Here is a 25748-nt window from a genome sequence, read left to right as displayed (position 1 = left end):
AAAAATTTTCAAAATTATTTATTGAATAAAGCCATAGTTCTAGCCTATGGCTTTATTTTATGTGAATGAACGTACTATTTTGATGTGAAACTTGAGGTAAATGATCTTGCCTCACGTCTTGCATCTGGGTCTGAAGGCATAGGATATGGAGCAGCAGAGCGAACGGCAGCTTCAATACTTGCTTTCATATCTGGGTCACTTGAATTCACAACTACAGATTGTACAGCACCACTATCACTTAATGTGACACGGGCAGTTGCTCGCTTACCCGATGAACCTGAAGGCGTATCCCAAGCACGTTTAATTTTGTTTTCAAAATCTTGTTTCGCAGATGATGCAATACGTTTTGCTTCAGCCTTTTTAGTTGCAGCTTCTTCAGCTGCTTTTTTTGCAGATGATGCTTTGGCCTCTTCTGCAGCTTTGGCTTTTGCGTCAGCATCAGCTTTCGCCTTGGCATCATTCGCAGCTTTTGCCTTAGCATCTGCGGCAGCTTTTGTTTTAGCATCATTTGCAGCTTTTGCCTTAGCATCTGCATCAGCTTTCGCTTTGGCATCATTCGCAGCTTTCGCCTTAGCATCTGCAGTAGCTTTGGCTTTTGCATCAGCATCAGCTTTCGCCTTGGCGTCATTAGCAGCTTTTACTTTCGCTTCGGCAGCAGCTTTTGCTTTGGCGTCATTAGCAGCTTTGAGTTTCGCATCGGCAGTAGCTTTTGCTTTGGCGTCATTCGCAGCTTTGAGTTTCGCATCTGCAACGGCTTTCGCTTTGGCGTCATTCGCAGCTTTAAGTTTTGCATCCGCAGCAGCTTTGGCATCATTTGCGGCTTTTACTTTCGCTTCGGCAGCAGCTTTTGATTTGGCATCATTTGCCGATTTTGCTTGTGCCTCTGCAATAGCTTTTGCCTCAGTAGCGGCTTTGGCTTTCGCGTTTGCAACTTTTGCATCTTCAGCAGCCTTGGCTTCAGCTTTTTGTGCTTCTTGCTTGGCTTTTTGAGTGTCTATAGGGGGAGTTGTTGGTATAACAGGAGCTTCAACACTAGGTTCAGCCGTCTGTGTAATTTCTTCTTTTACATTGGTGTGCGCTGTTTCTTCAAATTCGGTTACTTCACGGGTAACAGGTTTTAAATCTTCAGGCTTAATTAAAACAGTTTTGATTTGCTTTGGTGGTTCAGGAGCTTTACTCATGCCTAAATAAAGCAAGCCAACAATTGCAATGACATGCACACCAAGTGTGAAGCCAATTGCAATTGAATTCTGTTTGAAAGGAGGCTTGTTGAAATCTTTCATAAATTATTTTAAAGGCTCTGTAAGTAAACCTACTTGAGTTAATCCTGCTTCTTGAAGGCTATTCATCAGTGACATAACTTCACCATATGAACGTGTTTTTTCACCTTCAATCACCACGTTTAGTTCTTTGTTTTCAGTTTGAGCTGTTTGTTGAGCTTCACTTAAGATAGCGGTGAGTTCTTGTAATGCTAATGGTTGATCTGCTTTTTGATCTTTATATTGTAAGAAGTATTGTCCATCTTTATCTAAGCTTACAATAGCAGGCGCATCTTTAGATTCGATAGGCGTGCTATTGGCTTGAGGTAAGTCAACTTTAATACCACTTGTGATCATTGGCGCGGTCACCATGAAAATCACTAAAAGTACAAGCATAACGTCAATATATGGCACGACGTTCATGTCACTTTTCAGTGGTTTTTTTATACGCTCGAAGCGTCCTGAACGTTGAATCGCCATTAATTTTGATCCTGATTTGAATCTAAAGATTGACGTTGTAATAAAGCAATCATTTCTTCAGCAAATAAAGCACGATCTGAATAGATTGTTTCACCTTTAGCTGTGAAATGGTTAAATGCCAATACAGCAGGGATTGCAGCAAAAAGACCAATAGCTGTTGCAATAAGTGCTTCGGCAATACCTGGTGCTACAGTTGCTAAAGTAACTTGATCGACATCTGCAAGACCAATAAAGGCATTCATAATGCCCCAAACTGTACCAAATAAACCAATATAAGGCGCAACTGAGCCAATGCTTGCAAGTACGCCAATACCTTGTTCTAAATGACCTTGATCGCGGCTTAAACCCACACGTAAAATACGTTCAGTACCTTCAATGGCTTGGTCAGGTGAGGCATTACGTTTTTTAAGTTTTAGGAATTCACCTAAACCTTGATAGAAAATATCTTCTAAGCCAATACGTTTAGAATTAAGCTGAGCATTGTTATAAAGCGTATTTAATTCTGCACCAGACCAAAATATTTTTTGGAAATGGTCATCATCTGCCTGCGCTTTTTTATAGCTCATATGTAATTTGGCAATTAAGTACCAGCTAAATAAAGATGCTAAAAGTAGAATAAGCATAATTATTTGTACGACTGGACTTGCTTGAAGAATAAGATCAGAAACGTGTAGGGTAGATTCTAGTTGTGTTGCCATAATTACATTGAGCCAATTAATTTTTTTTAGTCTTGTTCCAATTCTTTTAGAATCAGTTCACGAATTTCTTCTGGGAGTCTGCATGGTCGCATATCTGCATTTATACATGCTAATTCGACTTCGCCAGATGCCAACATAATTTCACCACGATAAATATTCTGTTGCAACACAAAAGATGATGCTTTACAAGAAACAACACTTGCAGTGACTGTTATTAGATCATCCATAAGGATAGGGCGTGAATATTTAAGATTAATTTTATGTACAACAAAATTATAGTCTTTTTGATGCCAATAATGATCTATACCTGAAGCACGAAGCCATTCTGTGCGTGTGCGTTCCATAAAGCGAATATGATTTGCATGGTAAACAATGCCACCTGCATCTGTATCTTCAATATATACACGAATGTTGAATTCGAATTTATTCGCCATTTTGGTATTCCATTTCATTATTTCAAAGTGCTATGAAAGCTTTTTACTCAAATTTTGTTTATATAAATAAAGAAAATATTAGATAAAAGCCGTGTTTTGCAGGCTGAGAATTTTATCATAATCACTTTTTTGTCCTATGGCACAAGGTTTCAAACTTAAATTATAGGGTGGGTATTTATTGAGATGATGTTATTCGGGTTTTTATAGTGATTTAGATGATATTTTCTTATTCTTATAATTTGGTTTCGACATAATAAATATTTAAAATAGATAAAATTTTTAATACACCTTTTCATGAATCAAAAAAAATCAATCTGTATTGACCAAACATTCACAGATTTGCATAAAAATGCCATAAACAAAAAAGTAAAATCAGCTAAAGTATTATGCAACAAGTTGCAAAGCCAAAATTAAAAGGAATTCCACATGACGACTAGCTATGCAAATATTTTAAAACCACTAGATTTAGGTTTTACCAAAATAAAAAACCGCGTTGTGATGGGTTCAATGCACTCAGGTCTAGAAGATCGATTTTATCATTATCCAAAACTTGCGGCATACTTTGGCGAACGCGCAAAAGGTGGCGTAGGCTTAATCATTACAGGTGGTATTTCCCCAAATAGACAAGGTTGGTTGTTGCCTGCAGGCGGAACCATGAATACTTTGGGCGACATCGTACCTCATAGACTAGTTACCCGTGCCGTACATAAACATGGCGCAAAAATCTTACTACAAATACTCCATGCAGGGCGTTACGGCTATCAGCCATTTGTGGTGTCATCAAGCGCAATAAAATCTCCAATTTCACCATTTAAACCTAGAAAAATGAGTGAAAGAACCATCCTAAATACTATTAAAGACTATGCACACTCTGCAAACTTAGCCAAAAAAGCAGGTTACGATGGTGTAGAAATCATGGGTTCAGAAGGCTATTTACTCAATCAATTTTTAAGTCGACATGTCAATCAACGTGAAGATGCGTGGGGCGGTTCAATTGAAAACCGTATGCGCTTTGCTGTGGAAATTGTAAAAGCCATTCGCCAAGAAGTTGGTGAAAAATTTATTATCTGTTTTCGCTTGTCGTTGCTCGATTTAGTTCACGATGGTAATACCATGGATGAAGTCATCACCGTTGCAAAAGCATTAGAACAAGCGGGCGTGACTTTGTTAAATACAGGTATTGGTTGGCATGAAGCACGTATCCCAACTATCGTAACATCTGTACCACGTGCAGCATTTGTCGATTACACAGCAGAAGTGAAAAAGCATGTAACGATTCCTGTGATTGCTTCCAATCGTATTAATATGCCTGAAACAGCTGAGGAGATTTTAGCGTCAGGCAAAGCAGATATGATTCAAATGGCGCGCCCATTTTTAGCAGATCCATATTGGGTAAATAAAACCGCAACCAACCGTGCCGATGAAATTAATACCTGTATTGCATGTAACCAAGCATGTTTAGATCATACTTTTAAAAATCAGCGTGTTAGTTGTTTAGTGAATCCACGTGCGGCTTATGAAACGGAATTGCTTTATTTAAAAACAAAAAAACCAAAACGAATTGCAGTTGTAGGCGGTGGTGTTGCAGGTATGTCGGCTGCAACCATTGCAGCAAGCAGAGGTCACAACGTCACATTATTTGAAGCAAGTAATGAAGTCGGTGGACAATTTAATTTAGCCAAAGTTGTACCCGGTAAAGAAGAGTTTCACGAAACCATTCGTTATTTCAAAGTTCAAATTGAAAAAACTGGGGTTGAACTTCGCTTAAATACCAAAGTGAACCGTGAGCAATTAGAACGTGAAGGTTTTGATGATGTTGTGATTGCGACAGGTGTTGTTCCGCGTGCTTTAAAAGTTGAAGGAAGTGATGCACCTCAAGTTCTATCTTATGCCGAAGTTTTGCGAGGTGCCGAAGTTGGGCATAAAGTTGCGGTGATTGGTGCGGGTGGCATTGGTTTTGATGTTTCAGAATTCTTGCTTAAACCACCACATCAACAACAACCTCAAGCTTTAGATGAATGGAAGCGTGAATGGGGGGTAGATTCAAATCCTAACTATATTACTGAAGGTGGTACGGTCCGCGCTGAAATTGAAGCACCGATTCGCGAAATTTATTTATTGCAACGTAAAACCACACCATTAGGTGCGGGCTTAGGTAAAACATCGGGTTGGGTGCATCGTGCGCAATTGAAAAAGCATAATGTTCGTATGTTACGTGGCGTGCAGTATAAAGTAGTCACAGATGAAGGTTTATGGATTGAAACAGCAGGGCAAGATCAACTTTTACGTGTAGATACGGTTGTTGTTTGTGCAGGACAAGAATCTGTTAAAGAATTGATGCCTTTAGAGGGTGAAAATACTTTAGCGAAGTACCATATTATTGGCGGTGCAAAGCTTGCAGGCGAGTTAGATGCGAAGCGTGCAATACGTGAAGGTGCTGAATTAGCAGCCAAATTATAGTTTTTTTGGCATTTTTGGCGAAACAATATTCATTTGAATGCTTTAGATGGTTTTTTCTCTTGTCATAATACGAAAAGCTCCGTATTATGGCGCACATGGAAGCGTGGCAGAGCGGTTTAATGCACCGGTCTTGAAAACCGACGAGGGTTTACCCCCTCCGTGAGTTCGAATCTCACCGCTTCCGCCAAATACTTAAAAAGACCCTTGATTTTCAAGGGTCTTTTTTTTGCCTCTAATTTTGCCCCACATAAAAACCCACATAAAATTTTGTATGCCATCATATTGAGTAGTTGTTTATAAGATTTTATAGGACAATCTCATTTTTGAAGTATTAGAAATACAAACTCCTTTGAGTAAGTGCTACGTTGGTCTTCTCTTTAATTAATTCAGATGCAATAGAACGTCAACTTGCCCATGTGCCACAGAACCGTATGCGCTCTGCATATAACAGAGCGCAGTATTGGGATGAGCGTGTACGAATGATGCAGTGGTATGAGGAGCAGGTGAAGCAGTGGATGGTCTAAAAACGAGACTGTCCATGCTCATCACATATCTCATTTAAATAAGCAGTATGAATTAAATCTTCTAGAACAGAATTTTCACGCTGATTTTTAAACTCAGCTAGTTTGGTGAGTTCCTTTTTAGCTTGTTTGGTTAGGGGGAGGTGATATTTCTTTTTCAACTTGCCTTGATCTCTAAATTGCTTTTGTTGCCAGGCTTTTTTTATGGCATTAACAAAATTGGTATAACTGATATGACTGGTATAAATAGCGTTATATTCTTGGCTGAAGTAGTTAAAGAGGTAGTTGAAAACATATTCTTTTGGGGGTGAATCTATTGTTAAATCAGTATAATGGAATACCCTTTTTAATATATAGGTAGCAGCCCATTCTGAAAAAGATGGATCATCAATGTAATTGTTTAAATTAGGTTTGTAGTTGATAAATATTGAGTATGTATCTATTATTTCATTTATAAGTATTTCTATTATATTAAGGTCTGAATTTTTAAAGGCCCCTAAGTTAATATGAATAATAAAAAGTAAGTTGATGAGGGGGAGCTTAGTTCTGATAATTTATGTTGATGTGATTCTGTTGGGGTTACCTCTGTAAAATTCATCGTTAGTAATCTATTTATTAATAGAAGATGAAATTGAGGATCGTTGGGTATTCTTTTTAATAATTTAGAATTTATATATAAATCCTTTTTTTCTATAAGAAAATCATATTTCTGTTGGATCGTGTTGATATCTAGTTTATTTAGATACTGCCTTAAATATTCCTTAAGTTCTTCAAGCGTATTCTGACGTTGTAAAAGTAATTCAATCTGAACTTCATTAGATTGTAAGGCATATTTTAGTTCATATAAAATCCAAACTAAGTCCTCATCGGCAAATGTCATAAACAATTTACTAATTAAAATATCTTTTTCTATGATGGTTTTTAACAAAGTATTGTCCTACTTTTATTAAGTATTTTGATTGCATTATAATAAAGTTTTACGGCTTATTTTTATAGATTTTTACGTGTTGTTTTCGTAGTGTTTTACGTAGTGTTTTGTGTTCTATAAATCTCTATAACTTCTCATATATACAGGTATTTGAGTAATTTGATATAGGCTTTATTGTCTTATTTGTCACGTGAAGTTTATTTGAGGCTAATGACTGTTCTATACTACATTGATGTAGGTTGGGAGGTGGCATCATCTTTATATCGGAGTGAAGGTAATTGTCTTTAAATTGTGTCGATGCTTTTGAATGAGGAAATGATCAAACAATGTTCGTTTGAATTTTTATCTGCAATTAACTTTAGCTTGAATTAATAATCAAAAAATAAGCTGAGTCTAGGGGTTAATAGAAAGGGCACCCCACGTTGAATAATAAAAAATAAATTGTGGCTTAGCAAGTTATTAATATTATTTATCTATTATTATTTAATGAGTATATTTCTATATGGTTTATATTGTCGATATTCATATTGGTTAATAGGTGATTATTTATTATTGTGATTGATGCTATCTGTATCTAATAATAAAAAAATACATCATTCGTGTTTGGTGTGAAATAAACCAAACACGAGATAATCATGTTCAATCACTCTTATTTTTGTAAAGTAGACATTATAGTTCGACGAGTTTCAGAAGGATTAATGACTCTCAAAGATTTCGAATGCATCCAGCTGAATTCTGAATTCACACTTGATGCTAAATATAAATATAGTGAGGCAATTGATATTTATGCTGAAGCGATGCAGTTATTAAAAAATAAAAAGGAACATTTATCTCAACATGAGATGTGTGAATATGTATTTGAGTATATTCAACGACAATCAAAAAGAATCACAGATCAAGATGCCTATTACAGACGCTGTGAAAAAAAGAATCAAGAGAGCTTACACGCCTACCTCACTCAACTCCTTAATCACTATGCACGTTTACTCTTTGTTCGCGTTGATTTTTCAATTCAAAAGAAATATCAGCATGAAGTTGATATTGAGCAATTTCAGGACTATTTAAAAATCATGTCGAATCGCTACTCAAATCAAGATGGCTGCTTTTCTGATTTGCAGGGTCATGCATGGGCGATTGAGGAAGGTCTTGATAAAGGACTGCATTGCCACACGCTGCTTATTTATGATGGAAATAAGCGTCAAAATGAGCTTATTTAGGAGGATTAATTCAATCTTATTGGAGTCAATTAACAAAAAATAAGGGCTACTGTTTTATTTCCAATATGCGTGCTTACAAACAGCAATTTGAAGAGCAGGGTACTTTAGGGATTGGCATGATTCATCGTGATCATAAACAAGAAGTGCAGAATGCTTTAAATACGGCTCAATATCTTGTTAACCCTGAAAAAGAGTTACAGCATCTACGTGTTCGACTTCCTCGGATGCGTACCTTTGGGACAGGGCAGTTTGAGATTAAGAAACGTCGAGGTTTAGATAAACCACGACACTTGAAGAATCACGCTATTTTAAGACAGTAATCGTTGCTTAAATCCACGCTCTGACTTGACGATAGTGGTCTTGCTGATTATCCTTGGCGGTGCTGACCTACATTGTCAGTCGGTTTTAGCAGACCGTTGCCTAAGAACGCTAAAGGATACTATCTTTTAGTGAGTACCCTCGTGCTCCCTCTACGGTAGAACGGGAGGGGGACACCTTCGGGTGTGCTGATTCTTAGGTTCAGTCTGCTAACCCTCTTTCGTTCTGCCACCATTATTTAGCAGTGATGCGGTAGAACTTCTTTATACCTAAGGAGTCCGCCATGCGCACTTTATTCTCTTCGCTACATCCGCCTTTTATTGATCCGTTTATTTCTGCTCGTATTCAACGCAGCGGATAAATCACGCCTATGCGATTGTATTTGGATCGCATGGTAAAAAAATGACTGATCAATAATAAAAGGGGGTTCGTATGACCCATCTCTATTTCTGCGCTCAAGTGAGCGTCTCTCTGTATTTATTTCATTTAACCCTGTTCTGTACATGCTGCTTTGACACTTCATCAAAGGAGTATTTCTATGCCTAAGCTTTTTAATCGCGCGTCATGCAAGGTGGCGGTTGTCTTGCTACTCGGTCTCATACTGAGTGCCTGTGCGCCTAAAGTTGAACGTCAGTTTAAACAAGGCTGTAAAGATGCTGGGGGCAATCGGGCGTTCTGTTCATGTTTGTATAACAAACTAGAGTCGCACTATGGCCAAGAGATGATGAGTAAAGCTGAAGATATGCGCCAACTGCCTGCGGACTTTAATGAACGTGGCTTGGAATATACCTTCAGTTGCCGTTCAAAACTGTAAGCCTTACAACGATAAAAAATGAAAGAACAATGATGAGAGAACAACGATGAGAAATATATTGGCTTTTTATGTGGTGATTTTATTGGGTTATTGGTTCTACCTGATTTACAACTATCCTGATCTGTATAGCAAAGCGTATTTATTGGGTAAGGCACTGACATGGCCCTTTCAATTACTCGGCTGGATTTTTTAATTCAGCCCGAATAGAAAAAGGATGCAGATGTCTATGCAGAACTTCCACAGCTTTCTGCAACGCTCACCGATGCGTGTGGCGGTGCAAGGGCAGGATTCAATCTATCTTGCCCCTGTGATTCCCCATAAAAAATTAGTGGGTGCCCAACATTACTTACCCAAACACATCCGCCATGAAGAGATTCTGTTATTGGTGGATGACACTGTATTTGGAAGTGCCAAGTTGGGTTTGGTAGTGACCAATGCAGGTTTATTTTATCAAACTGATTTTGAGGATTTGGCTTTTTATGACTTTGCACATGTGCTTCAGGTTGATGTCGAATTGGGCATTGTCGGTGTAGGGCGTTCAACGATTTCCGAGATGATGGATGAAGATTCACCTTATTACGATCCGACATTTCCGAAGAAAGTAAAAATCACACAAAACCGCATCGGCTGGTCAGCTTGGGAAATCCATCAATGGATTGAAGATAAGCTGGCGAGTCGAGAATAGGTGGGAGCGAAAGCTCCCTTATTTTTTTTGTTTTTATGATTTGTATTAACTGAAAAATAACCGACTTTGTTGAAAAAAAGTAAATGATATTCCAGCAAGATAGATGAAGGCATATAAGAACCAAATTAATATGATAAATACGCCTTCTAAGCGAATTTTTAATTCATCTTCTAATTTTAGCCCTTTGAAGGTTTTAGCTATACTGTTTAAGTTATTATTTTCTATTAAGTGATATTTCATTAATCGAATTCGGTCATATTTTTTAGATTTTCTCCATAGATAGTTCTTGAAATCATGATTAAGAATGCAGACATTACTTATTGCTAAATAAATTGACCAAAGCAGGAGTAATAGTCCAACAACATATAGTCCTAAAAATTGATGAGCAAGAAAATCTTCTTTTGTATCAGCTCTATAAAGTGTTAAAAAACCTAAACCACCAATGAATAACTGAGATGCCATATTTCGTGCAAAGGATTGAAGCTCTTTATTCATTTCATTGTCAAAAAGCATATTAATTCCTGTTTGTAATTATTGTGATGAAATTAACAATTTATACTTTAGTTAGGCAATGAGGTTGCGTGTACTAAGCGACAAAATCTGTCGTTATATAGTAATTAGACTTAAATACACCTTAAAAAAAATAGCCAAATATGGCAAAGTACAAGCATCGTAAAATAATGATTTTGGTTGTTTTTAAACATGACTCAAGTACAGCTACAGCAATTACAAAAACAATTATGGAATATCGCCAATACCCTACGTGGAACAATGGGAGCAGATGAATTCCGTGATTATATTCTTGGGTTTATTTTCTTTTAATATCTGTCTGAAAAAGCAATCAATTATGGTAATGAATTACTCACAAATGACGAATACGATTCTACATATACACAATTAGATGAAAGTAATGAAGAGCATCTTACTTATATCAACGAAATTAAAAAGAACTCAATTAATGAAGTAGGCTATGCCTTAGCACCAAAACAACTTTTTCACTCAATTGCACAGCGTGGTCGTGCAGGTGAATTTATTCTTGATGATTTAACTGCAACCTTAAAATCTATTGAGCAAAGTACATTAGGTACAGACTCGGCAGATGATTTTGCCAATTTGTTTGAAGATTTAGATTTAAACTCGACCAAACTTGGTAACTCCGCAAATGACCGTAATGAGTTGGTTGCGAAAGTTCTAAGTCATTTAGATGAAATTGATTTTGATATTTCAAATACAGAGTCTGATGTATTGGGCGATGCTTATGAATACCTGATTGGTGAGTTTGCATCGGGTGCAGGGAAAAAAGCAGGTGAGTTTTATACACCTCAAACCGTTTCGACCTTACTTGCTAAAATTGTGACGCAAGGAAAAGAGCGTTTACGTTCGGTGTATGACCCAACTTGCGGTTCGGGTTCTTTATTATTACGTGTAAAACGTGAAGTAAAAGATGTCGATATGATTTACGGTCAGGAAATGAACCGTACCACATACAACTTGGCACGTATGAACATGATTTTGCATGATGTTCATTTTGCGAAGTTCGACATTAAACAAGAAAATACTTTAACTCGTCCGCAACATATTGATAAACGTTTTGATGCTGTGGTGGCGAACCCTCCATTTTCTGCGGATTGGTCAGCTGATCCTTTATTTTTGCAAGATGAGCGTTTTGCTTCTTATGGCAAACTTGCACCTAAGTCAAAAGCAGATATGGCATTTGTTCAGCACATGCTTTATCAGTTGAATGATAACGGCACAATGGCGGTGGTATTACCGCATGGTGTGTTATTCCGTGGTTCGAGTGAGGGTGTGATTCGTCAGTATTTAATTGAACAACTCAATGTAGTAGATGCAATTATTGGTTTACCAGCCAATATTTTCTACGGCACAAGTATTCCAACCTGTATTTTAGTACTGAAGAAAGACCGTGAGCATACGGGCAATATTTTATTTATTGATGCAAGTAATGATTTTGAAAAGCAGAAGAATCAAAACAAGTTATTGCCTGAGCATTTAGATAAGGTTTTAGATGCATTTATAAACCGTGTAGATGTTGAAAAATATGCCAAAGTGGCGACTTTGCAAGAAGTCAAAGACAACGATTACAACCTGAATATTCCGCGTTATGTTGATACTTTTGAATCGGAAGATGAGATTGATTTAGCTGACATTGCCAAACAGCTTCAAGCTTTGGAAGTGGAAAGCCAAAACACGGATGCTGTGATTGCAGATTTCTGTAAAGAGTTAGGTATTGATTCACCATTTGTGGAGGTGAAGTAATGGCTACGCCTAAATTACGGTTTAAGGAATTTAAGGGTGAGTGGCTTCAGGCTGATATTCAGGCTCTTGTCGATGAGAAAATTATTGACAAACCAATGGATGGCAATCATGGGGAAATTCATCCAACTTCAGCCGATTATGTGGACGATGGGATTCCATTTGTCATGGCGACAGATGTTATTGATGGTAAAGTCCATTTAGATAAATCTAAGAAGATAAAAAAGTCACAGGCTGATGGTTTAAGAAAAGGATTCTCTGTAGGAGGAGATATTTTACTTACTCATAAAGCAACTATTGGTAATGTTGCAAAAGTGCCTGAATTAAAGACACCGTATATCATGCTTACGCCTCAGGTTACTTATTATCGTGTTTTGAACAAGGCAAAATTGATTCCTGATTTTATTAAAAGTACTTTTGAGGCACCAATTTTTCAAAATGAATTACTAGCTTTGTGTACAGGAGCAACTAGGCTTTATATAGGTATTTCAGAACAGCGTAAATTACCATTTTCTTATCCATCTAAAGAAGAACAAACTAAAGTTGCTGCTTTTCTTTCTGCTGTGGATGAAAAGATTAGCCAGTTGACTCAAAAATACCAACTGCTGAGCCAATATAAACAAGGCATGATGCAAAAGCTGTTTAGTCAGCAGATTCGTTTTAAAGCGGATGATGGTAGTGAATTTGGGGAGTGGGAGGAAAATGTAATCCAATATTTTATGGATAAAAACTACATTATTGACCAAATGGATGGAAACCATGGTGAGTTATATCCAAAATCGGAAGAATTCAGTGAAAAAGGTATTCCTTATATTGGTGCAACAGATTTTAGTAATGGGCAAGTGAATTTTTTAAGTACAAAGAAACTTCCGATAGAGAGAGCTTTGAAGTTTAAGAAAGGCATCGCTAAAGATGGTGATATTTTGTTTGCACATAATGCTACAGTTGGACCTGTTGCATTGTTAAAGACGGATCTAGAATTTGTAATATTAAGTACTACTGCAACATATTATCGATGTAATCCTCAAAAATTAAAAAATATTTATCTGAAAAGTATTTTAGAATCTGATTATTTTAAAAAACAATATGTTGGAATCATGTCGCAATCAACAAGAAATCAGGTTCCAATCACTACACAAAGAAAATTGAAATTATTGGTGCCTTCGCTAGAAGAACAAACCAAAATCGCTAACTTTTTATCTGCGATTGACCAAAAAATTGAAGTGGTTTCACAGCAAATTGAACAAGCTAAAACTTGGAAAAAAGGCTTGTTACAGCAGATGTTTGTTTAGGAGATAAAAGTGAGCTTAGGTAAAAGCGTAATTTTATATTTGGTTGATGGTACACCTAACGGTATTTTAACTGCTGAGATTATTAATTGGACTGGACATGTATTGTCTGCTCCACGAACAAAACTTTCAGAACTAATTAAGCGAGATGAATGTGGAAAGACTGGCATTTATTTTTTAGTGGGTGATGATTTAGAAAACTCGTTTAAACCCAAAGTATATATTGGTGAATCAGAAGATATTTCTATACGGTTACGACAGCACAATAAAACAGAAGAATCAGGCGGGAAAGATTTCTGGGGGAAAGTGTGTTTAGTGACTAGTAAAGATTTAAACCTAACGAAAGCACATATCAAATATTTAGAGAGTCGATTGATAGAAATTGCAATAAAGAATGGTAATTGCGAGCTTCAGAATAGTACAGCACATCAATATAATCGCTTACCTGAGTCAGCAACAGCCGATATGGAGTATTTTTTAGAACAAATAAGAATGATTTTACCTGTATTGGGATATAACTTTTTAAAAGAGAATAGCCAAAATCATAGTTCAAATACAGATATCAACACTATTGCTTTGGAAACTCAGAAGAACACTCGTTTCTATTTATCTACTCGTGATTTAAAAGCATTTGCAGAAGAAATTGATGGTGAATTTCTGGTACTGAAGGACTCACAAGTTAAAAAGATATCATCTTTATCGACACACTCATATATTAGTAAATTAAGACCTATGCTTATTGAGCAAGGAGTTATTTCTACTGATACATTTACGTTTGCACAAAACTATGCATTCACTAGTCCATCAGCAGCAGCAGCTGTTATTAATGGGCAGGAAACTAATGGGCGAAAAGCTTGGAAAGAAATCAATACAAATGTGACATATGCTGAGTGGCAACAAAATCAAGTTGATTGTGCCTAGTTGATAAAAATTGGTGAAATTGGAAAAATGGGGTTAATAATGACAGTACAAAGTGAACAACAACTCGAAAATGCACTCATCGCACAGCTTAAAGGCTTGGACTATGAACGAGTTGTTATAAAAAACGAAGCACAACTACTGTCAAACCTCAAAAAACAAATCGAACGTGCCAATGAACTAGCACCACTATCAGAAGCAGAGTGGAAGCAAGTCATTAGCTTCTTAAATTCAGGAACGGTATTTGAACGTGCTAAAAATCTACGAGATCAATTTCCTGTAAAATTTGACGATGGCTCAAGCAAACACATCTTTTTCTTATCTGAAGACCCAACAAAAAACTACTTTCAAGTCACCAACCAAATTACCGTAGATCATCGAGATCATAATGGGCGTACAAGCCGTTTCGATGTCACACTTTTGGTCAATGGTTTACCACTCGTACAAATAGAATTAAAAAAACGAGGGATGGAAATTGCAGAAGCCTTTCATCAAACCCGACGTTATACCCGAGAAGCATATTGGGCAGGGCAAGGTTTATTTAATTTTATTCAACTCTTTGTTATTAGTAATGGTGTAAATACACGTTACTATTCAAATGGTACAACAGGTATCGAGTTTGCATTTCCTTGGGCAGATATCACCAATAAACATATCAATGAAATCACCAAGTTTGCCGATGTATTTCTAAACCAACAGCATTTAACGCAAATGTTGACGCAATACATGGTACTGCTTGAAACCACAAAAAGTTTAATGGTATTACGTCCATACCAAATATATGCAGTACAAAACATTATTCAGCATGTACAGACTGAACCAAGCAATGGCTATATTTGGCATACCACAGGTTCAGGCAAAACACTGACCTCATTTAAAGCCAGTCAGCTCATTATGAAAATGCCAGAGGTAGACAAAGTTCTATTTGTGGTAGACCGCAATGATCTAGATACACAAACCTCAAAAGAATTTAATGCCTTTAAAGCGGAGAGTGTAGATAGTACAGACAGTACAAATACATTGGTCAAACAGCTTGATCAACGACATGACAAACTCATTGTCACCACAATTCAAAAGTTGAATCGTGCCATTAGCACAGACCGTTATTCTGAATATGTAGACTATTTAAAAGATAAAAAAGTTGTTTTCATCTTTGACGAATGCCACCGTAGTCAATTTGGTGATACTCATCAGAACATTAAAAAATTCTTTAAAAATGCCCAAATGTTTGGCTTTACAGGTACGCCAATTTTTAAAGAAAACAGTACATCTAAGGCAGGATTAAAACTGACCACAGATTATCTATTCAATAAATGTCTACACCAATATGTCATTGTCGATGCGATACGAGATAAAAACGTCTTGCAATTCCAAATTGATTATCGAGGGAAATACACCGTAAAAGGTATGCAAAACGGTGGTGAAGAAGTCGAAGGTATAGATACCAGCGAGTTGTATAACAACCCTAAACGCTTAGAAATGATTGCACGTTATATTGTTGAGAATCACGATACTAAAACTAACAAGCGTGATTTTACAGCAATGTTCTGTGTGAGTTCAGTCGATACACTCACGCAGTATTATGAGCTGTTTGAAAAAGCCCAAGCAGATAAACAAAAAGAAGATGAAGAGCAGGGTAAATTATTCAATCCCTTAACTATTGCCACCATATTCTCTTATGGGGCAAATGAAGCAGTAGAACCTACTGAGCAGAATGGTTTAATTGGAGAGGAGTCTACAGATATTCCAAGCCAAATTAACCAATCAAGCCGAGATAAATTAGATCGTTATATTGCAAAGTACAATGAGTAGTTCAAAACCAATTATAATTCAGGCGATCAGTTTTATGCCTATTACCGTGATATTGCAGATCGAGTAAAGAAAAAAGAGATTGATATTCTACTTGTCGTAAATATGTTCCTGACAGGCTTCGATTCAAAACCATTAAACACGCTTTATGTTGATAAAAACTTAAAGCATCATGGATTGATTCAAGCATTTTCACGAACGAATCGTGTTTACAATAATAAGAAATCATTTGGCAACATTATCTGTTTCCGAAATTTAAAACGTGCTACCGATGAAGCTTTGGCTTTGTTTTCAAATAAACAAACCAAAGAAGTTGTACTTGTCCCTAGTTTTGAAGAAATTAAAAAGGACTATACACGAGCAGTTGCTAAATTATTGATGATTGCACCCGATTGTCAGAGTGTGGATGACCTCCTTACTGAAGATCAGCAACTCGAATTTATTAAGGCATTCCGTGAAGTCATGCGTTTTAATGCACAGTTACAAACTTTTGTTGAGTACGATCAAGATCAAACGATTTTAAATAAACAAGATTTTGCTGATTATGCATCGAAGTATTCAGATTTATGTACAGCTGTAAGAACGGTGGTACAAAAAGAAAAAGTATCTGTACTAGACGATATCGACTTTCAGCTCGACTTGTTGCATAGAGATCGTATTAACGTTGGTTATATTATTAATTTATTACAGCTTGCTATAAATAGTAAAGATGATGACAAGCGTAAGAAATATGAAGCACAAGTAAATGACTTGATTGGTGGCGAAGCGACACTACACAACAAACAAGAATTGATTAAAAAATTCATTGAAGAAAACATGCCGAAAATGATCAATGGGCAAAGTGTTCAATCTGCATTTGCTGAGTTTTGGGATGTCGAGAAAGAGCAGGCATATCAGAATTTATGTGAACAAGAAAAGCTTAATCCTGCGGTGATGAAAACGGTACTCGATAATTACGAGTTCACGAAGCGTTTGCCGCGAAAAGAAGAATTAAAAGATTTACCTAATTTTAAAGTAAAGCTATTTGAACGAGAGAATGTATTTAGTTCATTACTTGTGAAGACAAGACAGTTCATTGAAAAGTTCTATATAGGGCTTTAAATAAAACAATTAGTGAAATATACCCATGCAGCTAGATGGCTGCATGGGTATATTACTGCGTTTTAAATTAGGGTTAAAAAGGGTAATTCGATTTTTATTATTTGTTATTAATCAGAGTTATTTTGATTCAGTTAATCTGCCACCACCTCAATGAATTATTATTTGTTATTGTACTTAATTTAATTTTTTCAAAAAAACTAAATTTATTGAATCAATAAAACTATGAATAAACATAATAAAATTCACGTTATTTCTGTTTATTTACTTTGTTAAAAACTATAAGTTTTGATTGAGTAAATTCGCATTTCTAAAAATAATTGATCGAATACTTAATGACTAATTCTGTATGTAAAGTAGCAAATGAGTAAGTTAGTTTAATTGTGAACTTAATTACAAAAAAAATATCGTATTAATAACCAATTGTTTATAAGTAATCTTCTAAAGGTTTAGGTGGGTTTTTGTTGAAATTTTGATATTTATTTGTTAAATTGCGCACAAAATTTAATCGTAATGTGGTTATGTTAACTAAAAATATATTATTAAAAAGTATTGTTTTGGCTTTGGGAGGTAGTTCTATTTCTGCACATATTTATGCAGAAAGCTTTGACCCTGCTGTAGATGGGCTTATACGAAATCAACAACGCCAAGCCGAATTAGAAAAAATTATTCAACCTTCAGCAGATGTAAATTTAGATGCTGCACGCCAAAAAGAAAACTTGAAACTTCATGAAATAAAAGAAGAACAGTGTTTCGAGATTAATGAAGTAAAACTAAACGGTGAAATGGGTGATAAGTTTAGTAAATACTTAACACAAGCTTTAAAAGAACTCGAATTTAAATCGGGTTTATGTATGGGTGAACAAGCCATTAACTTGCTGATGACCAAAACCCAAAACATCATTATTGGTCGAGGCTATACCACCACACGTGTATTGGCTGCCCCACAAAACCTAAGCACAGGCACATTAGAATTGACCGTAATTCCTGGTTTGGTGCGTGAAATCAAACTGGATTTAAGTGATGAAACCAATACTCGAGCTGGACGAATCCAATACGCAAAAAACATCTTTCCAATTAAAAAAGGCGATGTGCTGAATTTACGGGATTTAGAACAAGGCTTAGAAAACTTAAAACGTGTACCGACAGCAGAAGCAGATATTCAAATTGTCCCTGCGGATGCACCGAATCAAAGTGATGTCATCGTTAAGTGGAAACAAAGAAAAATACCAATTCGTGTGACCTTAAGTGCAGATGATGCAGGTAGCCGACAAACAGGCAAATACCAAGGCAACATTACGGTCTCTTTAGACAACCCCTTATTTCGAAGTGACCTATTTTACATTACGGTTGGGCGCAACTTAGCGGATCAACAAAAGATCACGGATAAAAAAGGTGCGACGGTAAAAAGTGGAACCAACAACTATGCATTGCATTATTCAGTACCGTATAAAAACTGGTTAATCAGTGCCAATGCAAGCCAATACAACTACGACCAAGCAGTTGCAGGCACAGATAACGTCTATAACTACAATGGTGAAAGTCAAACACAAGATTTAGGTGTAACACGCTTGCTTTATCGCGATGCAAAACGAAAAACCTCAGCGACACTTAAGGGTTGGCATCGCCAATCAAAAAGCTTCATTGATGATGCAGAAATGACCATCCAAAGACGTGATGTTTCAGGCTGGCAATTCAATATCGATCATCGTGAATATATCAAGTCATCGGTACTGGATTTAAGTCTTGGCTATAAACGTGGTACAGGTGCTTTTAGTGCCTTACGTGCCCCTGAAGAAGCCTTCGATGAAGGGACTTCGCGCATGGAAATTTGGACATTAGATGCCAACTTAAATGTGCCATTCCAATTTGAAAAACAAAACTATAGCTACTCAAGCGCATTAAGAGTTCAGTACAACGACACACCACTGACTATGCAAGACCGCATGTCTATTGGTGGACGCTATACGGTACGTGGCTTTGATGGAAATATGACCTTAGCTGCCGATCGCGGTTATTACTGGCGTAATGATTTAGCCATGTCAATTTTCCCCGCGCACCAATTTTATATTGCATTAGATGCAGGCCATGTTGATGGACAGTCAGCAGATCAACTGTTGGGTAAAACCTTGGTTGGAGGAGCAATGGGCTTTCGAGGGCAAGTGAAAGTGGGTGGCACATTCTACTATGACGTATTTGCAGGCAAGCCACTGAAGAAGCCAGATTACTTCCAAAACTACGACATGAATTATGGCATGAGTTTGAATTACTCGTTTTAGTTGAGAGTGATATGAAGATTGGAAATATAAGTGTAATTGCGCCATCACATTATCCTCAAGAACATTGGAGTGAGGCTGAAGTATTGGGATCCTTGATGTGGTTATGGCAATACGTGCCTAAATTAAAAGATGCACCTTTAAGTTATTTAATGACGAGAGTCGTACCTTTTATACAACACCGACAGTTTGCAGTGTTTGTAGAAAATGACCGTGTCATTGGCTATGTCAGTTGGGCGTTATTAAATGACGAAACTGAAAAAAAATATGTAGGTAGTCAAGGTTTGCCACTTGCATTAGATGAATGGAAAAGTGGGGAACACTTCTGGATTATTGATTGGTTTAGCCCATTTGAACATAGCCCAATGATGAAAAATGTAATGGCGCAGTACTTATTTCCTAAACATATTTTGCGATCGCTGTACCACAGAGGTCAAGAGAAAGGCTTAAGGATACTTAGCTTTAAGGGGGCTCAAGTAAAACATCAAGATTTCCAACATTGGCAAAAAATACATTCCCTTGCTGAATAACATATTTAAAAATTAAAGAATTGGTGATAGAGAAATGAATAAGAACTTTTATAAAACGATTTTTAGTAAAACCCGTGGTGAAATGGTGGTTGTTGCAGAGAATGTCTCTGCAGAAGGACAAACAAGCAATCGAAGCACCACGCAGGTAGAGATCAACACAGAATCTACAGCTGAAAAAAGTTTAGGCTTAAAAGTTCTATCCTTCTCTATTATGTTGCTGACAGGTGTAGCAAGCCTAGGTGTTACCACGGATTTAGCACAAGCCAATGTAGTTGCAGATCCAAATGCAGCGGGAAATCAAAGACCGACCATTATCAATAGTGCCAATGGTACAACCCAAGTCAATATTCAAACGCCAAGTCAAGCAGGCGTTTCAATGAACCATTATCAACAATTTGATGTGAATCAAAAGGGAGTGATTCTTAACAACAGTCGTCAAAATGCACAAACCCAACTTGCAGGACACATCCAAGGCAACCCTTGGCTTGCGGGTGGTGAAGCCAAAGTGATTGTGAATCAGGTCAACTCGACCAATGCTAGTCACCTCAATGGCTATATAGAAGTGGGTGGACGAAAAGCCGATGTGATTATTGCCAACCCTGCAGGGATTAATGTCGATGGTGGTGGCTTTATAAATGCAGGTGGTGTGACCTTAACCACAGGCAATCCATTACTAAATAATGGCGCTGTGACAGGCTTTCAAATCCGAGATGGTTTAATCAACATTACAGGACAAGGTTTAGATACTAGTACAGCGGATTACACACGGTTACTCAGTCATGCCGCACAAATGAATGCAGGGGTATGGGCAAAAGACTTGCAAGTGGTGACGGGTCAAAATGACATCGATATAGAAAACAATATTAAGCATGTCGGTGCAACAAACAGTGGCACAGCAAATACGCCAAAATTCTCGATAGATACAGGAAGTTTAGGTGGGATGTACGCAGGCAAAATCAGCCTGATTAGTACAGACAAAGGCGTAGGTATAAATAATGCAGGGCAAGTGTTTGCTTCTGCAGGCAGTATTAAAATTGGTGCAGATGGACAACTCCAAAATAGTGGTGCAGTGGTTGCACAACACAAAGAAGATGCCAAACAAGCGACCTTAGATATCAAAGCCACAGATTTAAACAACAGTGGCAGTATTTCAAGTTTAGCGAAGCAAAGTATTCAAACCAATAAGATTAATAATACAGGTTTGATCGCAACATCTGCTGAGCTGAATATTCGTAATAAAGAGACGATTCAAAACCAAGGTGAGTTGAATGCAGGTCGAATTGATGTAGAAACAAAAGAGTTAAAAAACAGCACAGGTAAAATTGTACAAACAGGCTTACAAGACTTAGCGATTGATGCTAAAACCCTTAACAATAAAAACAAAGGTTTAATTGGTTATACCGAAATTGATCAAGATGCAGGAACAGATCCAAGTACAGGCACAGGTGGTGGAAATACAGGTGGCTCAGGTACAGGAATAGAAGCACCGAGTACAGCGACAGGTGGTGGTAGCACCAGTTCAGCCAATACGCCAATCACTGCAAGCTTCGCCCAAGGCAAGATTAAAGCAGACAGTATTGAAAATGATGCAGGGAAGATTACTGCGAATGGTGGGGTGGATTTAAGTACAGCCAAGACACTGGATAACACGGCAACATTAAATTTAAATACCTTAAGTGCCAACGGTGATTACATTCGAAACCACGGTGTATTGAGTTCAACAACACTCACAGCTCAAGTGAGGGATGTTGATAATAATGCGGGTGAAATATATAGCCAGAATGCTGCAATACAAGCAGAGCAGTTGAATAACCAAAAGGGTATTATTCAAGCACAAGACAGATTGAATTTTAATGTACAAAAGCAACTGAATAATCAAGCAGGACAAATCACTGCAATTAATGCTGTTAAAATCCATGATGATAATCAAAATACGTTAAATATTGATAATACAAAGTCTGGGAAGATACTATCAACTGGAGATATCAGTCTTCAATCCAAAAAATTACAGCATGCTGAACAATCACTTCTTATTGCAAATAAAAATATTTATTTAAAACAGCAAGGGGCATTAAGTGTAGATTCTGCTATACAAGCAGGACAAGATCTGGTGATTGAAAATCAATCTGATATTATAAATAATACTGTATTAGAAGCAGGACAATCGTTAAGTCTAAGTGCTCAAAATATAAAAAATAATGACCAAGGAAAGGTTCAAGCGAATCAACTGGTTCACATTTCAGCTCGAGACAAAATTGAGAATACAGGATTAATCAATAGCCAAGGTTTAACCTTACTTGATGCAAAAAATGAAATTAAGAACATAGGTACGGGTCAAATTTATGGTGACCATATTGCCTTACAAACACAGCACTTACTGAATGCGGAACAACAAACAAATGATGGGTTAAAGGCTGGAACTATTGCAGCACGTAAGCGAGTGGATATTGCTGCAACCAAAATTGAAAACAGAGAACAAGCATTAATTTCGAGTGAAGATAAACTGGTTATTGGTGCTAAGTTAAATGAAAATAATTTAGCGGAAGGTTCAGCAAAATATCTAGATAATGCGAGTGCACGAATACAGTCTAATGGTGATATGTATTTAGATGTTGATACCTTAACCAACCGTAACCTTCATTTCAGTTCCAGTGTTAAAGAAATTCCAGGAACACGCAAGGAAGTAACAGCCTATCAAGGAGATGGACGTAGTGAAATTCTTGACTCATCACATGTTACTGGTTGGGGGGGCAAAGAGACAGTTTATTTAGATGGTCAAGAGTTTGAAGACTATACCCGTTACAACTATACCGAATATGAAAAGAAAGATTATGTGGATTCAAGTGCGCCTGCGGAAATTATTTCGGGTGGAACGCTGGGGATCAATGGTCAAAATTTAACAAATGATAAAAGCCAGATTCTAGCAGCGAAAGGCATTAATATTTTACAAAATGAGATTAATAATATTGATGCCGATGGCGAACATCGCCTGATAAAAACAGGAACCTCTCGATATCACTATGTAGGATGGAATAAGTTAGGTACAAGTAAACGTAGCAAATGGAATAGTACGAGAGCTTATAACCCTGCAGATATTGTGACACCGATTAAATTAGATGTGGTGAAATACGATGGTGCTTATCAGGGGGGTGTGAATTCAACGCAGATTGAAGCGGTAAAACGAGAGAATGTAGAGGGAAAAACCCAAACAGAAATCCGTAGTATTACGCCAGATTTAAGTTTACCAAGTCAATCTTTATTTAGTATCAATAAAGATAATAATAATCGACCTTTGATTGAAACGAATGATGCCTTTACCAATTATAAAAAATGGTTAGGTAGTGATTACATGTTAAAAATGTTCTCGACAGACCCACAAAATATGCATAAGCGTTTGGGGGATGGTTACTACGAACAAAAATTAGTAAATGACCAAATTGCAAAACTTACGGGTAAAGTCTATCTCGATGGTTATAGTAATTATGAAGATCAATTTAAAGCATTGATGGATTCAGGTATTAGTACTGCTAAAGACCTGAATTTAAGTATAGGGGTTAAACTCTCCGAAGCCCAAATTGCACGATTGACCAGTGATATTGTATGGTTAGTGAAAGAGACAGTGACTTTGGCGGATGGTGAAAAAGTACAAGTTTTAGTACCGAAAGTTTATGTTGCCGTTCAACCAGGTGACTTAAATGGTCAAGGAACTTTAATTGCTGCTGATCATGTTAATATTAAACTGACTGGAAACTTAAATAACCACGGTAGCATCGCAGGGCGGCAATTGGTCAACCTAGAGGCCAATAACATTAATAATGTTGGTGGTCTAATTAAAGGGAATGAGGTCTTTGCGACTGCAAAAACGGATATTAATAATATTGGTGGGCAAATCGAAGCGAATAAAGCTTTAGTACTAGATGCTGGCCGAGATATTAACAATATCACCACAACGATAAAAACTGAAAACAAAGACGGTTTAAGTGAATTTACTGCAGAAAATATAGGGCGAGTTGCAGGACTATATGTTAACGATGCAGATGGTCAGCTCATTGCTAATGCGAAGAATAATATTAACTTAAAAGCATCAGATATCCGAAGTGAAGGTGGTGTCGCAATTCATGCGGGTAAAGACTTAAATGTATCGACAGTAAATGTGAGTCGAAGTGATCTGAGCTCAGCAGGAGAAAAAGATCAGATTTTGAATGCGTCGAGTCGTGATGTAGGAACTCAAATTCAGTCTAAAGGCGATATTTCCCTTAAAAGTGATGATAATACACACATTAAAGCAGGCACATTGAATAGTGAATCTGGCAATGTGGTGATTGATGCTGGCAAAGATGTGCTGATTGAAAATGGACGAGATGAAAGAAGCTCTGAACTTGCAGCCCAAGAAAAAGGTGGATTCTCAAAAACAGACAAGAAAATTAAGTCTTCAACCAGTCAATCGATTGCAACAGATATCCAAGCGGGCGGCAATGTTCTTATTAATAGCCAAGAAGGTGATGTACAAGCAACACATTTGATTGCTGAAGCGAAAGAGTCTATTCAAATTTCAGCGAATAAAGGCAATGTGAAACTCATTTCAGATATTGATACTGACATGAAGAGCAACGTATCAGAGAAGAAGAATGCAGTGCAATTTGAAAATCGTCAATCGGGTTATATTGATGAAGAAGTTGCACAAACCCAGCTCAAAGCTGGCAAAAATGTCGATATCAATGCAGGCAAAAATATTGAGCTACAAGCCAACGATATTCAGGCTAAAGATAATATTTATATCGGAAATACACAGTTTGAGCGTCAGGCAGATGGCAGTTTAAAATCAAGAGATGGCAGTGCTATTCCTGAAAATGTGAGTCTGACGACCTTAGAAACCAATGACCAACAATGGGATGAAAAACAAAAAGGTTATCGAGGTGTTGCCAAAGACTTAATGAAAGCGACAGCGATTGGTTTAGCAGGAATTGAAGGATTAGCACCTGGATTAAAAGCGCCTAAAATTACGATTGGTGAATCATCAAGTACACGTACAGAACAAAGCAAACAAACAGGCACAGATTTAGCAGCTACAAATATTAATGTGGGCTCATCTGAGAAGACTCAGATAAAAAGTGCAAACATCAATGCTAAAAACACGGTTATTTCAGGGAAAAAAGTAGAACTAGATGCAGCCGAAGAACAACAAAAGACGGTGACATCCAATAGTAAAGAAACTGTTGAAGGTCTAGGGGTAAAACTCAACAAAGATAGTATTCGTGTGGGTGGCTTTGTACTTGAAGACACAGAACATGAAGTGAAGACCACGACAACCACGCATAAGTCAGGCACTATTAATACTGAAAACTTAACGATTCAAGGGACAGAAGGCGTTGATATTTTAGGGCAAAATATCACTGCGTCTGGTGATACTGTTATTGATCATGGTCGAGGTGATTTAAACATTGGTGGTTACGAAAATAAAACCACGACAGAAGAGAAAACCCATACTGAGACTGTGAGTACAGAAGTCGGTGTTCGAAATGCTTATGTCGATGCTGTACTTGCTGTAGCTGCTATCGCAGATGCAACAAAAGCATTATCGAAAGCGAAAGATGACTATAGCCAAGCGCAACGAGATTATGCAGCGGGTAAAATCACTAAAGAAGCACTAGATGATAGTAAGGCGAATATCGCATTCGCAACTGCTAATGTTACGAGTGCACAAATTGCTGTAGCTGCTGCTGCCGCTACAGCGGCTGCA

General features: G+C 37.2%; 16 protein-coding genes, 1 tRNA gene and 3 pseudogenes. 14 read left to right on the top strand and 6 right to left on the bottom strand.

All coding sequences use genetic code 11. From position 1 onward, the window contains the following. Window positions 1-74: 74 nt before the first annotated feature. From tolA to ybgC, 4 genes are read right to left on the bottom strand one after another with little or no spacing between them, the layout of a single operon-like run. Window positions 75-1283, bottom strand: a complete 1209-nt coding sequence (tolA, locus tag A6M14_RS06315; RefSeq protein ID WP_152874145.1) for a cell envelope integrity protein TolA — start codon at window positions 1281-1283, stop codon at window positions 75-77. A 3-nt stretch (window positions 1284-1286) separates the two neighbouring features. Continuing rightward, the gene (gene tolR / locus A6M14_RS06310; protein ID WP_152874144.1) at window positions 1287-1739 is read right to left on the bottom strand and encodes a protein TolR; all 453 of its coding nucleotides are present in this window, start codon (window positions 1737-1739) and stop codon (window positions 1287-1289) included. Beyond that, window positions 1739-2437 (bottom strand): protein TolQ, encoded by a 699-nt coding sequence (gene tolQ, locus A6M14_RS06305; protein WP_152874143.1) that lies wholly within the window; start codon window positions 2435-2437, stop codon window positions 1739-1741. Before tolQ ends, tolR begins: the two co-directional genes overlap by 1 nt. 26 nt (window positions 2438-2463) lie before the next feature. Continuing rightward, window positions 2464-2871, bottom strand: a complete 408-nt coding sequence (ybgC, locus tag A6M14_RS06300; RefSeq protein ID WP_152874142.1) for a tol-pal system-associated acyl-CoA thioesterase — start codon at window positions 2869-2871, stop codon at window positions 2464-2466. A gap of 426 nt (window positions 2872-3297) precedes the next feature. Here ybgC and A6M14_RS06295 point away from each other — a divergent pair, with 426 nt between their 5' ends. The 3 genes and pseudogenes from A6M14_RS06295 to A6M14_RS06285 form a co-directional block, all read left to right on the top strand. Continuing rightward, on the top strand, window positions 3298-5331 hold the full coding sequence (locus A6M14_RS06295; protein WP_152874141.1) for an NADPH-dependent 2,4-dienoyl-CoA reductase: 2034 nt from the start codon (window positions 3298-3300) through the stop codon (window positions 5329-5331). A 97-nt stretch (window positions 5332-5428) separates the two neighbouring features. Continuing rightward, window positions 5429-5518: transfer RNA gene (locus A6M14_RS06290), tRNA-Ser, on the top strand. A gap of 187 nt (window positions 5519-5705) precedes the next feature. Continuing rightward, a pseudogene (locus tag A6M14_RS06285) lies at window positions 5706-5855 on the top strand (tyrosine-type recombinase/integrase); the annotation flags it as partial. Window positions 5856-6348: 493 nt separating this feature from the next. Here the strand turns inward: A6M14_RS06285 and A6M14_RS06280 are convergent. Then, window positions 6349-6780, bottom strand: a complete 432-nt coding sequence (locus tag A6M14_RS06280; RefSeq protein WP_152874140.1) for a hypothetical protein — start codon at window positions 6778-6780, stop codon at window positions 6349-6351. A 698-nt stretch (window positions 6781-7478) separates the two neighbouring features. Here A6M14_RS06280 and A6M14_RS06275 point away from each other — a divergent pair. The 4 genes from A6M14_RS06275 (at window position 7479) to A6M14_RS06260 (ending at window position 9814) form a co-directional block, all read left to right on the top strand. After that, on the top strand, window positions 7479-7997 hold the full coding sequence (locus A6M14_RS06275; protein WP_171500248.1) for a YagK/YfjJ domain-containing protein: 519 nt from the start codon (window positions 7479-7481) through the stop codon (window positions 7995-7997). A 65-nt stretch (window positions 7998-8062) separates the two neighbouring features. Beyond that, complete coding sequence (locus tag A6M14_RS06270) at window positions 8063-8317, top strand: hypothetical protein (protein ID WP_152874138.1); 255 nt, start codon at window positions 8063-8065, stop codon at window positions 8315-8317. Window positions 8318-8898: 581 nt separating this feature from the next. Next, on the top strand, window positions 8899-9129 hold the full coding sequence (locus A6M14_RS06265) for a hypothetical protein (RefSeq protein WP_152874137.1): 231 nt from the start codon (window positions 8899-8901) through the stop codon (window positions 9127-9129). Window positions 9130-9598: 469 nt separating this feature from the next. Further along, window positions 9599-9814 carry a helix-turn-helix transcriptional regulator gene (locus A6M14_RS06260; RefSeq protein ID WP_378226905.1) on the top strand — a complete coding sequence of 72 codons (216 nt, stop codon included), beginning with the start codon at window positions 9599-9601 and terminating at the stop codon, window positions 9812-9814. 45 nt (window positions 9815-9859) lie between these two features. On the opposite strand, the gene A6M14_RS06255 is transcribed toward A6M14_RS06260, so the two are convergent. Beyond that, a complete protein-coding gene (locus A6M14_RS06255; protein ID WP_152874136.1) occupies window positions 9860-10327 on the bottom strand; it encodes a hypothetical protein in 468 nt (155 codons plus the stop codon). 189 nt (window positions 10328-10516) lie between these two features. On the opposite strand from A6M14_RS06255, the pseudogene A6M14_RS06250 reads away from it, so the two are divergent. The 7 genes and pseudogenes from A6M14_RS06250 to A6M14_RS06220 all read left to right on the top strand — a co-directional run. Then, a pseudogene (locus tag A6M14_RS06250) lies at window positions 10517-12091 on the top strand (type I restriction-modification system subunit M). Further along, the gene (locus A6M14_RS06245) at window positions 12091-13380 is read left to right on the top strand and encodes a restriction endonuclease subunit S (protein ID WP_152874135.1); all 1290 of its coding nucleotides are present in this window, start codon (window positions 12091-12093) and stop codon (window positions 13378-13380) included. Before A6M14_RS06250 ends, A6M14_RS06245 begins: the two are co-directional and overlap by 1 nt. A gap of 9 nt (window positions 13381-13389) precedes the next feature. Continuing rightward, entirely contained in the window at window positions 13390-14298 is a 909-nt protein-coding gene (locus A6M14_RS06240; RefSeq protein WP_188110867.1) for a DUF4357 domain-containing protein, read from the top strand. 39 nt (window positions 14299-14337) lie between these two features. Continuing rightward, window positions 14338-17205 (top strand): annotated as a pseudogene (locus A6M14_RS06235) (type I restriction endonuclease subunit R). Between the two features lie 518 nt (window positions 17206-17723). Beyond that, complete coding sequence (locus A6M14_RS06230) at window positions 17724-19481, top strand: ShlB/FhaC/HecB family hemolysin secretion/activation protein (protein ID WP_152874134.1); 1758 nt, start codon at window positions 17724-17726, stop codon at window positions 19479-19481. Between the two features lie 11 nt (window positions 19482-19492). Then, window positions 19493-20008, top strand: a complete 516-nt coding sequence (locus tag A6M14_RS06225) for a toxin-activating lysine-acyltransferase (RefSeq protein WP_152874133.1) — start codon at window positions 19493-19495, stop codon at window positions 20006-20008. A gap of 34 nt (window positions 20009-20042) precedes the next feature. After that, on the top strand, window positions 20043-25748 hold a 5706-nt coding region (locus tag A6M14_RS06220), incomplete at its 3' end, for a two-partner secretion domain-containing protein (protein ID WP_152874132.1).

It is taken from the genome of Acinetobacter portensis (assembly GCF_009372215.1).
Lineage (GTDB): Bacteria > Pseudomonadota > Gammaproteobacteria > Pseudomonadales > Moraxellaceae > Acinetobacter > Acinetobacter portensis.
The sequence above is the reverse complement of the archived record's forward strand: the minus strand, read 5'-3'. Positions and strand labels throughout refer to the sequence as shown.